Origin of the sequence: Bizionia sp. (assembly GCF_048259285.1) — a bacterium.
GTDB lineage: Bacteria > Bacteroidota > Bacteroidia > Flavobacteriales > Flavobacteriaceae > Algorimicrobium > Algorimicrobium hallyeonense.
On record NZ_JBLXHU010000002.1, the window covers coordinates 27483 to 42435 of the forward strand.

Below are 14953 nucleotides of genomic sequence, written 5' to 3' on the forward strand. Positions count from 1 at the left end.
TTAAAAATTGCTGCTCAAACTGTTTTTTTTTTTTTTTATGTTTGATTTATCTGAATACAAATTGAGTTATTTAAGAAGTCTCTCAATGCGTTTTTTAGGTAACTTGTTGCAACATAACTAGCGCTAGTTTTTATTTTTATCCTTTAGATAGGTTGAAAAGACTTCTTGACAAAAGGCTTCTAAAATTTAGACTTCTTAAACAATCTTTTGTTTAACCGACTAGTGATATAAACTAGTCTAAAATTTAAATTTTATGAAAATTTTAAGAAATCAATTTATAGTGCTTTTTTCATCTTTACTGATCTTTTTTACATCCTGTAATCAATATGATTCATTAAACGCTGATAAATTAGATTCTTCCGCTTACAAAACAGCGAAAATTCAATTAGAGGGTTATAATAGTGTTAATAACCAAGAGAACAAATCCAATAAAGAGATTATTGAACTGAATAAAAATTTGATGCAGTATCTTCAAGAGCAAAATAATACAAATTATGAGTTTTCGGATACGATTTATTCATTAAATAATGAAAAGGCAGAAGTGAATTTTAATCATGCCATAAACTCGGGTTTTTTAGAACAATCTGATTTAATTAAATTTGATGTTTTAGTTTCTGATATTGAGAATTTTGGCTTTCCAGCAGCAATTCTTAATTTTGAAACCAAAATTAAGAAAGAAAATTTAACGACAGCGAAATCAGAAAAATACGATCTATTAATCCAAGGTCTGAAATTAACTTATGAAATTAATGATGATTTATTAAGATTAAGTTCCACTTGTGATTGGATTGTGGTTTAGCTACTGTGGGTTTTGTAGCGGCATTTGTTGGTTTGGTAACATTGGAGATTGGATCAGCTGGTTTAGCTACCGCGTTTGTTGTAATTGGTTATGTTGCTGCTTCAGCCGCTTTGGTTCACAGTTGCGAAGATTGTTTTTAATTAAAAATATGAATTATGATAAAATTAAATAAAAAAGTAACATTTATTCTATTTGCTATTTGTCTTTTTATAATAGGTTATGAAATTTATTATCTAATTGAAAATGGCTTTGGAACAACTAATGATTTAATCTTTCGTTTATTATTAATATTATCTTTGATAATATCGTCTTATTATTTTGGAAGATTATTATATGCTAAAAAGCATAATATAAAATAGTAATTATATTTAAAAGCGATCAATTTTGTTTCTGAACTCAAAGCTTGGTCGCTTTTTTCTAATTATTATAAACCCGAATAATATTCCCAGATTTTTCAACAAAATAGCGTTTTAAACCGTATTGTCCTGTTGTGCCTTCTTGTTGTTGACCCGTTAAAATATCATAAGCGTTTGCATCATCGCAACTGCATGTTGCAATAACGCCTGTAACGGTTAATTTCGAACAATCGCGAATGGCGTGATTTGGGTCAGATAATTCAAAAGCATTATAATTATTTCCACCTGCATAAAAAACCACCACACCATTAATGCCGTAATTATTGTTTAATATCACATAATTGTTTGGGAATTCCATATCGCTATACTGCGGTAAATTGGTGTTTATTAAATTACCAGTGTCAAATGTGTAGTTAGGTAAAAATTCATTTTGGCGCACGTTATCATCATCATTTTTATTACAAGACGTAAAAACCACAAACGCAAAAACAAGCAAAAACAGATATTTCATAACCAATTATATTTTCAGGGCAATTTACAACAAAAACCCAAACGTATTAAAAATTTCGTATATTTAGCTAACTTGCATTTTGCTACTCAAAACGATTAAAAGTAAGCTACTTATCATAGTAATAACAATAAGTAAACTTACAGGTATCAAAAAAATTGTGTAGCTTTGTATATATATCTCGTGCAAGCGGGATTTTTTTATGCTGAACAGATTTGGCGCTCGTTGTCCATTTGTTTTCAGCATCTTTTATTATTATAAAACATGAAATTATGAGTAAAGTATCTTATTATACACCGGAAGGATTAAAGCGTTTACGTGAAGAGTTACGCCAATTAAAAGATGTAGAGCGTTCAAAAGCATCGCAAGCCATTGCTGAAGCGCGAGACAAAGGTGATTTAAGTGAAAATGCCGAGTACGATGCAGCCAAAGAAGCACAAGGTATGTTGGAGATGAAAATATCCAAATTAGAAAGTGCCTTGGCAGGCGCTAGAGTTATTGATGAATCGCAATTGGATAACACCAAAGTATTGGTGCTTTCTAAAGTCAAAATAAAAAATCAGACTAACGGAATGGAAATGACCTATACCTTGGTTGCTGATGGTGAAGCCGATTTAGCTTCCGGAAAGTTATCTGTTAACTCACCAATTGGAAAAGGCCTTTTAGGAAAATCCGTTGGCGAAGTAGCCGAAGTACAAGTGCCAAATGGTGTTATGAAGTTTGATATTTTAGAAATTTCTAGATAACAAATTCAAAGGCCTATATTGGTAGATAGAAAAAGGTAAACACGAAATTATTCTTGAAAAGATTCCCTTAAAGCGGGAATCTTTTTATATTTACAGGTATACTAATAGCAAACTATGGCAACCCTATTCACAAAAATAATTAATGGCGACGTTCCGTGTTATAAAATTGCGGAAACTGACGATTATTTCGCCTTTTTGGACATTAACCCAAATGCAGAAGGACACACACTATGTATCCCAAAGCAGGAAGTGGATAAGTTGTTTGATTTAGATGAAGTTACCTATCATGGTTTATTGGAGTTTTCCAGACAAATTGCATTAGCAATTGAAAAAGCTGTGCCTTGTAAACGTGTTGGTTTAACGGTTATTGGTTTGGAAGTTCCGCATGCTCATGTGCATTTAATTCCGCTAAATACTATGGAAGATGCTCGCTTTATTTCAAAAGAGAAATTAACAGAACAGGATTTTGAGAACGTAGCAAAAGCTATTCGCTCGTATCTATAAATCTAACTTAAGAATACGGTTGCGCCAATACCAACGACTATAATTCCGATTAAGACGCCAATACCAATCCACGCCGATTTCTTTAATTTAAAGGATGCTTTTTTAGGTACAAAAGCACGTTTGTGATAATCAAAAACACGATCAATATCATCGGTCCAATTTACAGGATAGATAGTTGTTTCACAGGTTTTACAGAAAAGTTCATGTGCTGTTTCAGTGGTTAAAGATTTATAAAAGGATGTTTCCACAAATTTCTGCTTAAACGTAAAATGTAAACCATTGGTATTATAGCATTCTGGACAATTATTATTAATTGCAACTTCCTTAATAGTTATAAATCGATTGTCCATAGTTACGTTGTTTTTAAAAGAATTTGCATACTGGTTCCTTTGTCAATTTCAGATTCAAGCACATAAATTTTACCGTTATGGAATTCTTCAATAATGCGCTTGGCTAATGATAAGCCTAATCCCCAACCGCGTTTTTTGGTTGTAAATCCAGGGTCAAATATACGGTTAAATTGACTTCTAATTAGTCCTTTTCCGGTATCTGTAATGGTTATTTTTACATTATCTTCTAATTGCGTAATAGTAATAACTAATTTTCCTTTTCCACGCATGGCGTCGATGGCATTTTTCACTAAATTTTCAATAGTCCAACTAAAAAGCTGTTTGTTTAATTTAACGTAAATAGGGTTTTCGGGAACTGAAATTTCAAATTCAATAAGTTTAGAAGAACGCGTTTTTAGATAGTCATAAGACTCTAATGTTTCTGCAACAATATCCGCTTTTTCTAGTTTTGGTAAGGAGCCTATTTTACTAAAACGTTCCGTTATAGTTTGCAGGCGACTAATATCTTTTTCTATTTCTAGAATGTATTCCGGATTTACCTGTTCGGTTTTAAGTATTTCTGTCCAGCCAATTAAAGATGATAATGGCGTACCTATTTGATGCGCTGTTTCCTTGGCCATACCAGACCATAATTTGTTTTGTGTGGCAATTTTTGTACTGCGGTAAAAAAAGTAGGCAACTGCACCAAATAATATAATAATCAGTAATAAGGCAAGTGGATAATATTTTAGTTTATTTATTAAAGGTGAGTTGCCGTAATATAAATAGCCATCATTTATTTTTTGGTTCGTTTTAGGATCAATGTAGGAAAGCTCAATAGGTTTGTTTTCAGCCTCTAAATTTGCGATAAGCCTTTTAGTGCTGGCATCATTTTTCAAATATCTTTCTTCAACATTATTGGTCAGTCCAATAGCTCCTTCAGCATTAATAACAACTATCTGGTTGTCATTTTTACTTATTAAAACGCGAGAAACCATCGGATTTACATCATCTTCCAACATGTTTTTTTGAAATTCTGTTTGGGCTAATGCCCAAATGTCCATCTTCTGACGTTGTTCTTCTTTAAAATGCTGAAAAAACACAAAGGTATTCCACAGAATCAAGGATATAATAACAAAACTTGCTGCAACAATGATGTAGCGTGTTAGATTTCGGTATTTAGAAAAAAGCATAGGTTTATTTTGGAATGTTAATATAATGGAAATCTGTTGATAATATTGTGTGAGATGATAACCAAATCGTTTTTAGTTCGTTATTAGATTAATTACATTTGTGCAAAATAATAAAGTTTTCATGATTTCATACGAACCTAAAGAATTATCAACAGGCAAGTTACACGGTTATCTGTTAAGTGCTGTGGCTCCAAGGCCTATTGCGTTTGCTAGTACCGTTGATGCCGATGGAAACCCAAATTTGGCGCCTTTTAGTTTCTTTAATGTATTTAGTGCTAATCCACCAATTCTAATTTTTTCACCAGCACGACGTGTTCGTGATAATACGACGAAGCATACCTTGGAAAATATTTTAGCTACTAAAGAAGTGGTTATTAATGTGGTGAGTTTTGAAATGGTGCATCAAACGTCATTAAGCAGTACGGAATATCCTTTAGGAGTAAATGAGTTTGAAAAGGCAGGTTTTAGTATGCTAAAATCGGATTTGGTAAAACCATTTCGTGTTGCTGAATCTCCGGTTCAATTAGAATGTAAGGTGAATGATGTGATACATTTAGGTACCGAAGGAGGCGCTGGAAATTTAATTATTTGTGAGGTTGTAAAACTTCATTTGGAAGAAGACATTTTAGACGAAAACGATCAAATTAATCAGGAAAAACTAGATTTAGTTGCAAGAGCTGGTGGTAGTTACTACAGTCGTGCCAAAAACGGTTTTTTTGAAATTCCAAAACCATTATCAACGTTAGGAATTGGTGTGGATCAAATGCCAGACCATGTAAAAAACAGCATGATTTTAACAGGAAATGAATTAGGCATGTTAGGAAATGTAGAAAGTTTACCAACACCAGAAGCCGTTCAGGAGTTTTTGGAAGCTGTAAGTGAACATCACCCTAATATTAAAGAAGCAAATCATAGAAAAAAACATAAATTGGCAAAAAACTATTTAAGCTTCGGCGATTTAGATAGTGCCTGGAAAATATTATTATCATAACACAGAAAATTAAATTACAATGGAAGTACAAGGAAGAATTAAAGTTATTGGAGAAACGCAAACGTTTGGGAGTAATGGCTTTAGAAAAAGAGAAGTAGTCGTTACAACAGAAGAGCAGTACCCACAACATATTATGGTAGAATTTGTTCAAGATAAAACGGATTTATTAAATAGTTTTCAAGCTGGACAACAAGTTAAAATCAGTATTAATTTACGCGGTCGCGAATGGGTAAACCCACAAGGTGAAACCAAGTATTTCAACTCTATTCAAGGATGGCGTATTGAAGCAGCTCAAGCAGATGCTTCAAACCCAGAAATGCCACCAGTACCACCAGCACAAGCTTTTGCACCTGCAGACGATTTAAACGAAGAAGATAACGACGATTTACCTTTCTAATTTCCGGTAAAATGACGTATAATAAACCTCAATGTTTTTTAATGTTGAGGTTTTTGTTTTTTACAATTCATGAGTTCATTTTGAATATATATTTTGATTACGCTTATGCATGTCAGGTTGAGTGCAGTGGAAGCCTAATGAAAAGTTCAAAATAGTTTGCGATTAGGCGCGAACAGTCAACTAGATAGTTTATTATTATTATTATTTCTTTATGCAATTTCTAAATCAAGATTTATGGTTTCCACCCGTTTCACAAGCAAATGAAGACGGCTTACTGGCCATTGGAGGCGATTTATCCGTGCCACGATTACTACTTGCTTATCAATTGGGGATTTTTCCTTGGTTTGAGGGCAGTCAGCCAATTTTATGGTGGTCACCAGATCCACGTTTTGTGTTATTTCCAGAAAACTTAAAAGTGTCAAAAAGTATGAAACAGGTATTGCGAAATGCCGATTTTACCGTGTCTATCAATCAAAATTTTAATCAAGTCATTACCGAATGCTCTATAGCCAAACGGAACGGTCAAGCAGGAACTTGGATTACCGATAGTATGATAATGGCATATAATGAATTACATAAGGCTGGCTACGCAAAATCTGTTGAGGTTTGGCAAGAAGGTGAATTAGTTGGTGGGTTTTATGGTGTCGATTTAGGAAATGGCGTTTTCTGTGGCGAAAGTATGTTTGCTAAAGTTAGCAATGCCAGTAAAGTAGCCTTTATCACTTTTATTCAAAATACCGATTATCAACTAATAGATTGCCAGGTGTATACCAATCATCTGGAACGATTGGGTGCAGAAGATATTTCGAGAGATGTGTTCTTGGAATATTTGAAGTAATTTTTGGTTGCTAGTTTCAAACTTCATCATACCTAAAACAGGTTACCTCATGATCATTTACCAAACCGGTTGCTTGCATAAACGCATACATAACGGTAGATCCTACAAACTTAAAACCACGTTTTTTTAAGTCCTTACTAATAGCATCAGAAATAGCAGTTGTGGCTGGGGCTTCTTTATAGTTCTTCACGTTATTGGTTATCGGTTTTCCATCAACAAACCTCCATATATAGTTGCTAAAACTTCCAAATTCCTTTTGAATATCCATGAATAATTTCGCATTGGTAACGGTTCCATTTACTTTCAGTTTATTCCGAACAATTCCCGCATCTTGCAATAAACTATCAATTTTAGACTGCTTATAGTTGGCTATTTTTTTATAATCGAAATGATCAAATGCTTTTTTAAAATTTTCGCGTTTGCGTAAAATGGTAATCCAACTCAATCCCGCCTGAAAGGTTTCAAGAACTAGGAACTCGAAAAACGTGTCGTCATCATAAACGGGAACGCCCCATTCCTTGTCGTGATAGGCTTCGTATAAATCGTCGCCAACACACCAAGCACATTTATGTTTTGTCTTCATACCGCAGATTGTAAGTTTTCAGATTAAAGATAGACATAGATATGACATTAATCATATATCAGGAAAAAAAATCCAACTATTTTTGCGCGCTATGTAATAATGGTTACCGATGATTAATTGGGTGCAAGGTATTTTTGCACCATCATATAATGAGATAAAAATTATGGAAACAATAAACGATACGAATATTTCAAATATTATAAAAGCGAGTTTAAAAACGAGTTATACTTATGCAGATTATCGCGATTTAGTAACGGATTTGGTAGGGCGTGAATCTACTACAGGCAACGACAAATCTGAAGATATGGTAGAATACACCAAGCTTAATGATAAGCGCATGAAACGTTGGGATAAAACCATTAAATTAACAGAAGATTCCATAACACGTTTGGCCAATTTTAAAGGCAACGTTACATGGATTGTAATCACCGAAAGCTGGTGTGGTGATGCTGCTCACGTAGTTCCCCCTATGGCTAAATTAGCTGAACAATCAGACAACATTTCATTGAAATTAGTTTTACGAGATACCAATGAGGACTTGATGAATCAGTTTTTAACTAATGGTGGAAAATCTGTTCCTAAATTAATTATGGTAGAAACGGAAACATTAGAAGTGGTACATACGTTTGGTCCCAGGCCAGCGGCTGCAACGAAATTAGTGGCTGATTATAAAGCAAAGCACGGTATGATTACACCGGAAATTAAAGAAGATTTACAAGTTTGGTATAATAAAGATAAGGGTCAAAGTACCATAGACGAGTTACTAACTATGCTAGGCGTTTAATTCTTACCTTCAAAATAAAAAGTAATAGAACCGAGTTGCGTTTTTTTGGAATTATCCACATTAAAACGCGACTCGTTCGCATATTCTAGCGCGTGTTCGTGTAAACAATCATTGTCTGTTGAAGCGGCTGTGTTAATGGTTGATTTTATAACATCTCCTTTATTATCAACTGTAATATTTACGACAACTTTCCCGCCATCATCACATAAATAAATAGGTGTTGGTAAATATTTATGCGTTCTATTCACTAATGAATAATGCATAGAACTTTTTTTGTTAACCGATTGTGCTGATTGACTGCTTTGCTGTTGTTTAAGCACTGAATTTACATCGTTATACGAGGACATAACATCTTCATTTATTTCAGAACCTGAGCCTGTTCCGGTCGTGTTCTCACGTGTAGTTTCTTCCGTGGGTGAGTCAGGTCTAGTAAACTCATAATCTTTTGGAGGAGCAATAGGTTGGTAGGCCTGTGCGAATTTCTTGTAGTTTTCAGTTTCGTTATAGGCTTTATTGGTTTCTGCTTTTTCAGTCTGTTCTGTGGCTAGTTTTTCCAAGGCTTCAGCTTCTAAATCCGCTTCCGTTTTTGGCTCCATAACATAATAGCTTTCCGCTAATTTTTCGCCATGTTGGGTAATATGAAAACCGAATAGCATCATTAAAACCGTTGCCGAAATTAAGCCAGAGAGTAAACCTGCTTTATGTTTATCTGAAAAATACAATAGCTGTAAATGTCTTATTTAGGATGAATTATCAAGTTAATATACGTAAAAAGAAGCTATTTAGTTGTTAAGCTTTCTATAAAGGCTTCAGGTAACAGTGCGTTATCCACATGAAAATTGCCAATTTTAGTGCGTCGTAATACAGATAAATGGGCTCCAGAATTTAAGGCTTTGCCAAAATCGTGTGCTAAAGAACGAATGTAAGTGCCTTTGCTACAAACAACACGGAACTCAATGTTTAAACCATCAATTTTAGTAATCTCAAAGGCAGATATTTGAATGCGTCGTGAACTAATTTCTACGGATTCACCAGCACGCGCAAATTCATATAAGCGTTTACCTTCTTTTTTAATAGCAGAAAAAACGGGCGGAAATTGATCTATATCGCCAATAAATTGTTTGGTGGCCTCATGAATAGCGGTTTCCGTTAGATGTGCAGTTGGGAATGTGGCATCTATTTCGGTCTCCAAATCGTATGAAGGTGTTGTACTACCCAAAACAATTGTTCCTGTGTATTCTTTATCTTGACCTTGGAATGTATTTATTTGCTTGGTCATTTTTCCCGTACAAATAATGAGTAATCCAGTTGCTAATGGATCTAAAGTACCCGCATGACCCACTTTAATTTTTTTAATATTGAAAGCATGCCGAATTTCCCAACGTAATTTATTAACCACTTGAAAAGAAGTCCAATGTAAAGGTTTGTCTATTAATAGTACTTGTCCAGCTTGGAAATCTTCAGTAGTTTTCATGTTAATTTACGAGTGTATAAATAATTGCAATCACACCAACAATGGCACAATACATAGCGAAATAGGAAAGTTTACTTTTCTTTACTAATGAAATCATCCAAGTACAAGCAAATAGTCCTGCAAGAAAAGCGGCTATAAATCCAGCGCTTAAATAAGTAAAATTAGATGCTTCGTAAGTTAAATCGCCGCTTAAAAGGTCTTTAGCGATTTTCCCAAAAATAAGCGGTACAACCATCAAGAAGGAAAAACGAGCAGCTCGTGTTTTATCATTCCCCAATAATACAGAAGTAGAAATGGTTGCTCCGGAACGTGAAATACCAGGAAGCATGGCTATAGCCTGTGAAACTCCAATTATTAAGGCGTTTTTAAAACTTACTTTTTTATGGGTGTCCTTAGCTTTATCAGCTAAAAAGAGTAGGGCAGCTGTTACTAAAAGCATAAAGCCGACTAGCATAATATTACCTCCAAAAAGACTTTCTAATTGTTCTTCAAAAAAGAGACCTACAATAACGGCAGGAATCATAGACAATGCAATTTTAGACACAAATTGCAAGTCGTCATTCCACTCAAATTTCAAAACACCTTTTAGTAGGAGCCAAATATCTTTTCTAAACACAACCATAGTGCTCAATGCGGTTGCAAAATGTAAAACCACTGTGAAAAGCAGACTTTCTTTAGGAATAGAGTTGTCGCCCAAAATGGCTTTTCCAAGTTCTAAATGACCACTAGAAGAAACAGGTAGAAACTCGGTGAGACCTTGTATAACACCTAAAATAATAGAATCGGTTATATCCATTGGGCAAAAATATTAAAAATGACGTAGTAGCCGAAGAAAGTAAACGGACTTATTTTTTATTCGGATTCAGTAAAATAGCGTAAACTTCTATAGCAAAACCAAGTAAAACTAACGTTGGCGCTAAACGAATGCGTCGAAAATTAAATATTTCTGGATTAAAAACATTAGGGTCATCGCTACCACCACCTGACATTAGAATGAAACCTAAACCAATTACGGCTAGACCAATTATCATGAATTTATAATTTTTCCTTCCGAATACAAATTCGGTTTGTGTGTCTGCCTTACGTTTTTGTTCGCCCATAATTTTTAATTAATCTTCCGAATTTTTAGGTTCCGAAGTAAATTCTGTAAAAATAATAACATCATGTATTGCTACATATGCAATATGCTTTAATCCGCCGAACCCATTTTTCGGCACATGCAAAGTAACTGATTTATTTAAAACTTTTGCGTTAAGAGATTCTAAAATTAATACATCCTAGCTAATCCTTAATAATACAGCTGATCTGTTTTTAAATTCAAGAAACGTTGCGTAGCTATAAACGTGCTAATCCAAGTAATAATAATACCTAACACAAAAATACCAGCAAATAAAAGTCCTAATAAAATATGGTTATTTAAAAGTTCTAATTCAGGGAAGGTTTGATTAATATAATATAAAACCACAGCCATTCCAATCATGGCTAAAACGGCTCCAATTACACCTAAACGTACGCTTTTCCACACAAATGGACGTCTAATAAATTGCTTGGTAGCACCAACCATTTGCATGGTTTTAATAGTAAAGCGTTTGGAATAAACCGATAAACGAATGGAGCTATTAATCAGTAAAACTGCAATAATGGTAAATAAACCACTGATAACTAAAATCCAAAAACTTATTTTTTTTACATTATCATTCATCAAATTCACCAAGTCATTATCATAACGAACTTCGTCCACAAAGCTTTTGGTAAGCGCTTCTTGCGCAATGCCATCTAATTGTTCCGCTGTAACAAAATCGGCTTTTACATAAACATCAATGGAGTTCTGAAGTGGATTATAACCTAAAAAAGCCATGAAGTCTTCACCGTTTTCGGCTTTCATAGATTCGGCAGCTTGTTCTTTTGAAACAAATTCGGTCGATTTTACATAATCAGACATCGCTAAGCTTTTTTCTAGCTGTTTAGTTTCAACTTCTTTAGCAGAATCTTTTAAATAAATGGTAACTACTACCTGTTCCTTAAAATGATCAGATACTTTTTTGGCATTTAAAACCAGCATACCCAACAAGCCTAATAGGAATAAAACCAAGCCTATACTCAATACTACAGAAAAATACGAGGATATTAATCGGCGTTTTTGATACTTCTCAAAAGATGAACTCATAAATACGATGCGTTAATGCTGTAAAAATATAAAAGAAATCCAATTCCTTAAGGATTACAACGTTTAAACTTTCAACATTGTTATAATAAGTTTAAATTTGCGCCTTTATAAGCATAAAATAGACAGATGCAATACAATTTCAACGACATAGAAGCCAAATGGCAAAAATATTGGGCAGAAAACCAAACGTTTAAAGCCGATAATCAATCTGATAAACCAAAATACTATGTTTTGGATATGTTTCCATATCCAAGCGGAGCAGGTTTGCATGTTGGTCATCCATTAGGGTATATTGCTTCTGATATTTATGCACGATTTAAAAGACATAAAGGCTTTAATGTATTGCATCCACAAGGCTATGATAGTTTTGGTTTACCAGCCGAGCAATATGCCATTCAAACAGGTCAGCATCCAGCGGTTACAACCGAAGAAAACATTAAAACATACAGACGTCAGTTAGACCAAATTGGGTTTTCATTTGATTGGAGTCGCGAGGTTAGAACGTCTGATCCCAATTATTATAAATGGACGCAATGGATTTTTATTCAATTATTCAATTCGTGGTATTGCAAGCACGCGAGTAAAGCGTACCCCATTGCAGATTTAGTTGAAGTTTTCGCTTCGGAAGGAAACAAATCTGTAGAAGCCGTTTGCGACGATCATGTTCTAATTTTTTCTGCTGAAGAGTGGAACGGCTTTTCGCATGAAAAACAACAAGAAATATTATTACAATACCGATTAACCTATTTGGCGGAAACCGAAGTGAATTGGTGTCCCGCTTTAGGAACCGTTTTAGCGAATGATGAAATTGTCAATGGCGTTTCAGAACGTGGAGGCCATACGGTTATTCGTAAAAAAATGACACAGTGGTCTATGCGTATTTCGGCCTATGCGGAACGTTTATTACAAGGACTAGATACGGTTGATTGGACAGGTTCATTAAAAGAAAGCCAACGCAATTGGATTGGAAAATCTATTGGCGCCTCTGTTTCTTTTCAAGTGAAAGATCACGATAAGGTGATAGAAGTCTTTACCACCAGACCAGACACTATTTTCGGCGTATCATTCATGACCTTAGCGCCAGAACACGAATTGGTTTCACAAATAACAACCAATGCACAAAAATCAGAGGTTGAAGCTTATATTGAAAAAACAGCCAAACGTAGTGAACGCGACCGAATGGCGGATGTAAAAACTATTTCAGGTGTTTTTACGGGAGCGTTTGCAGAACATCCTTTTAGTAAAGAACCGATTCCAATTTGGATTGGCGATTATGTATTAGCTGGCTACGGAACCGGTGCTGTAATGTCTGTGCCATGCGGTGATCAGCGTGATTACGCTTTTGCAAAGCATTTTAATATTCCAATCCCAAATATTTTTGAAGGTGTCGATATTTCTGAAGAAGCCTTTGCCGACAAAGATAAAGCGGTCATTGCTAACTCTGATTTCTTAAACGGCTTACCGTATAAAAAAGCCATGAAACGTGCTATTTTTGAATTAGAAAAAATAGAGCAAGGTGAAGGCAAAACCAATTATAGATTGCGTGATGCCGTGTTTTCAAGACAACGCTATTGGGGTGAGCCATTTCCAGTGTATTACGTAAATGGCATGCCACAAATGATTGATAAAGAGCATTTACCAATCCGTTTGCCTGAAGTAGAAAAGTATTTACCAACCGAAACAGGAGAGCCACCTTTAGGTCGTGCGGATGTTTGGGCTTGGGATTCTAAAAATTTTACCGTTGTTAGCAATGCGTTGATAGATAATAAAACGGTGTTCCCGTTAGAACTGAACACCATGCCAGGCTGGGCAGGAAGTTCGTGGTATTTCTTTCGATACATGGATGCTCAAAACGACATGGATTTTGCTAGTGAAGAAGCCCTCAACTATTGGGAGAATGTGGATTTGTATATTGGCGGAAGCGAACATGCTACAGGTCATTTATTATACGCACGTTTTTGGGTGAAGTTTATGAAAGATCGTGGTTTTGTAAATGTAGAAGAGCCATTCAAAAAGCTGATTAACCAAGGGATGATTTTGGGAACAAGTGCCTTTGTTTACCGATTGAGTTTTATGTTTGCAGACCCTAGATCTGAAGAAGCTGTAGGAGCAAAACTTTTGAAGAAATTACAAAATATTTATATTTCGCATTCAGAGTTTATCAGCAAAGGTGATTTGGCATTGGATAAAGAAGCCTTGAAAAAACTCAAAAATACCCTTGCTAAAATTGCCGGTTTACCGAATACAGATACTTTAGAAAACCTTATAGTTGTGCCAATGCCAATTCACGTAAAAGTGGAATATATAAATGCTTCCGATGAATTAGATATTGAAGGATTAAAGCAGGATGGCGAATTTGGCGACGATTATAAAGATGCAGTTTTTATTGGCGAAAACGGTGAAATAATTAAAGCTGACAATGATGTTTATAAAGTAGGTCGTGAAGTAGAAAAGATGTCTAAATCCAAATACAATGTTGTTAATCCAGATAGTATTTGTGAAGATTATGGCGCCGACAGTTTACGTCTCTATGAAATGTTTTTGGGACCTTTAGAGCAATACAAACCATGGAACACTGCAGGAATTACAGGAGTTCATAGTTTTCTTAAAAAATTATGGAAGTTGTATGTAGACGATAACGGAATTAAAGTTACAGAATCAGAACCTACCAAGGACAACCTGAAAACCTTGCACAAAACGATTAAAAAGGTAGAGGAAGATATTGAGAGTTTTTCATTCAATACCTCTGTTTCAACATTTATGATTGCCGTTAACGAACTGACAGTTCAAAAATGTACGAGTCGTGATATCTTGGAGCCGCTTATTGTGTTGATGTCGCCTTATGCACCACATATTTCAGAAGAATTATGGAGCCAATTAGGTCATGAAAAATCTATTTCTACTGTCGCTTTTCCAAAATTTGATGAAAAGCATTTAGTAGAAAGTTCTAAAAATTACCCAATTTCTTTTAATGGTAAAATGCGATTTACACTTGAATTACCTATGGATATGAGTAAAGAAGATATTGAAAAAGCTGTAATGGCACATGAAAAAATACAAGCACAATTAGAAGGACGCACACCTAAAAAGGTGATTGTTGTTCCTGGCAAGATTGTAAACATCGTTGGTTAATTCCTGCGTAGACAGGAATCTCTCTATTCGAAGAATAGTAATTTTAATTAATAAAAAAAAGAGTTTCACATTTTGTGAAACTCTTTTTTTTTGAATAATAGCGAAGCTGAACTGACAAAATTACTTAACAAATATTTGGCGCATTATTTGCT

General features: G+C 34.7%; 18 protein-coding genes. 9 read left to right on the forward strand and 9 right to left on the reverse strand.

The annotated features are described in order from the left end of the window. The first annotated feature begins 253 nt into the window (after positions 1 to 253). Complete coding sequence (locus tag ACN0QX_RS01065; protein WP_417195100.1) at positions 254 to 799, forward strand: hypothetical protein; 546 nt, start codon at positions 254 to 256, stop codon at positions 797 to 799. Then, positions 784 to 939: a hypothetical protein gene (locus tag ACN0QX_RS01070; protein WP_417195101.1), complete on the forward strand. Its 156-nt coding sequence runs from the start codon at positions 784 to 786 to the stop codon at positions 937 to 939. The genes ACN0QX_RS01065 and ACN0QX_RS01070 overlap by 16 nt, the downstream gene beginning before the upstream one ends. A 277-nt stretch (positions 940 to 1216) precedes the next feature. On the opposite strand, the gene ACN0QX_RS01075 is transcribed toward ACN0QX_RS01070, so the two are convergent. Beyond that, entirely contained in the window at positions 1217 to 1666 is a 450-nt protein-coding gene (locus tag ACN0QX_RS01075; protein WP_248396322.1) for a hypothetical protein, read from the reverse strand. Between the two features lie 269 nt (positions 1667 to 1935). Between ACN0QX_RS01075 and greA the strand changes: the two genes are divergently transcribed. Together greA and ACN0QX_RS01085 are read left to right on the forward strand one after the other, a co-directional pair. After that, positions 1936 to 2409, forward strand: coding sequence for a transcription elongation factor GreA (greA, locus tag ACN0QX_RS01080; protein WP_248396320.1), 474 nt, complete (start codon positions 1936 to 1938; stop codon positions 2407 to 2409). 114 nt (positions 2410 to 2523) lie between these two features. Further along, entirely contained in the window at positions 2524 to 2913 is a 390-nt protein-coding gene (locus tag ACN0QX_RS01085; protein WP_417195103.1) for an HIT family protein, read from the forward strand. A 2-nt stretch (positions 2914 to 2915) separates the two neighbouring features. On the opposite strand, the gene ACN0QX_RS01090 is transcribed toward ACN0QX_RS01085, so the two are convergent. Both ACN0QX_RS01090 and ACN0QX_RS01095 read right to left on the reverse strand, forming a co-directional pair. Further along, a complete protein-coding gene (locus tag ACN0QX_RS01090; protein ID WP_248396316.1) occupies positions 2916 to 3263 on the reverse strand; it encodes a hypothetical protein in 348 nt (115 codons plus the stop codon). A 2-nt stretch (positions 3264 to 3265) separates the two neighbouring features. Further along, complete coding sequence (locus ACN0QX_RS01095; protein WP_417195104.1) at positions 3266 to 4435, reverse strand: sensor histidine kinase; 1170 nt, start codon at positions 4433 to 4435, stop codon at positions 3266 to 3268. 121 nt (positions 4436 to 4556) lie between these two features. Here ACN0QX_RS01095 and ACN0QX_RS01100 point away from each other — a divergent pair, with 121 nt between their 5' ends. The 3 genes from ACN0QX_RS01100 to aat all read left to right on the forward strand — a co-directional run bounded on the left by ACN0QX_RS01100 (position 4557) and on the right by aat (position 6661). Further along, the gene (locus ACN0QX_RS01100; protein WP_248396312.1) at positions 4557 to 5426 is read left to right on the forward strand and encodes a flavin reductase family protein; all 870 of its coding nucleotides are present in this window, start codon (positions 4557 to 4559) and stop codon (positions 5424 to 5426) included. 19 nt (positions 5427 to 5445) lie between these two features. Further along, the gene (locus tag ACN0QX_RS01105) at positions 5446 to 5823 is read left to right on the forward strand and encodes a DUF3127 domain-containing protein (RefSeq protein WP_248396310.1); all 378 of its coding nucleotides are present in this window, start codon (positions 5446 to 5448) and stop codon (positions 5821 to 5823) included. A gap of 211 nt (positions 5824 to 6034) precedes the next feature. Further along, positions 6035 to 6661, forward strand: a complete 627-nt coding sequence (gene aat / locus ACN0QX_RS01110; RefSeq protein ID WP_417195105.1) for a leucyl/phenylalanyl-tRNA--protein transferase — start codon at positions 6035 to 6037, stop codon at positions 6659 to 6661. Between the two features lie 16 nt (positions 6662 to 6677). Here the strand turns inward: aat and ACN0QX_RS01115 are convergent, their stop codons facing one another. Beyond that, positions 6678 to 7244 carry a DNA-3-methyladenine glycosylase I gene (locus ACN0QX_RS01115; RefSeq protein ID WP_248396306.1) on the reverse strand — a complete coding sequence of 189 codons (567 nt, stop codon included), beginning with the start codon at positions 7242 to 7244 and terminating at the stop codon, positions 6678 to 6680. A 163-nt stretch (positions 7245 to 7407) separates the two neighbouring features. Here ACN0QX_RS01115 and ACN0QX_RS01120 point away from each other — a divergent pair, with 163 nt between their 5' ends. Further along, entirely contained in the window at positions 7408 to 8028 is a 621-nt protein-coding gene (locus tag ACN0QX_RS01120; protein WP_417195106.1) for a thioredoxin family protein, read from the forward strand. Here the strand turns inward: ACN0QX_RS01120 and ACN0QX_RS01125 are convergent. From ACN0QX_RS01125 to ACN0QX_RS01145, 5 genes are all read right to left on the reverse strand, one after another. Then, positions 8025 to 8750: a hypothetical protein gene (locus ACN0QX_RS01125; RefSeq protein WP_248396301.1), complete on the reverse strand. Its 726-nt coding sequence runs from the start codon at positions 8748 to 8750 to the stop codon at positions 8025 to 8027. The genes ACN0QX_RS01120 and ACN0QX_RS01125 overlap by 4 nt on opposite strands. A gap of 56 nt (positions 8751 to 8806) precedes the next feature. Further along, positions 8807 to 9502, reverse strand: coding sequence for a tRNA pseudouridine(55) synthase TruB (gene truB / locus ACN0QX_RS01130; RefSeq protein WP_376858135.1), 696 nt, complete (start codon positions 9500 to 9502; stop codon positions 8807 to 8809). Between the two features lies 1 nt (position 9503). After that, a complete protein-coding gene (locus ACN0QX_RS01135) occupies positions 9504 to 10298 on the reverse strand; it encodes an undecaprenyl-diphosphate phosphatase (protein ID WP_417195107.1) in 795 nt (264 codons plus the stop codon). 49 nt (positions 10299 to 10347) lie between these two features. After that, positions 10348 to 10602 (reverse strand): DUF3098 domain-containing protein, encoded by a 255-nt coding sequence (locus tag ACN0QX_RS01140; RefSeq protein WP_248396294.1) that lies wholly within the window; start codon positions 10600 to 10602, stop codon positions 10348 to 10350. Positions 10603 to 10790: 188 nt separating this feature from the next. Next, positions 10791 to 11669, reverse strand: a complete 879-nt coding sequence (locus tag ACN0QX_RS01145) for a cell division protein FtsX (protein WP_248396292.1) — start codon at positions 11667 to 11669, stop codon at positions 10791 to 10793. Positions 11670 to 11795: 126 nt separating this feature from the next. Here ACN0QX_RS01145 and ACN0QX_RS01150 point away from each other — a divergent pair, with 126 nt between their 5' ends. Next, positions 11796 to 14801 (forward strand): leucine--tRNA ligase, encoded by a 3006-nt coding sequence (locus ACN0QX_RS01150; protein WP_417195108.1) that lies wholly within the window; start codon positions 11796 to 11798, stop codon positions 14799 to 14801. Positions 14802 to 14953: the final 152 nt, after the last annotated feature.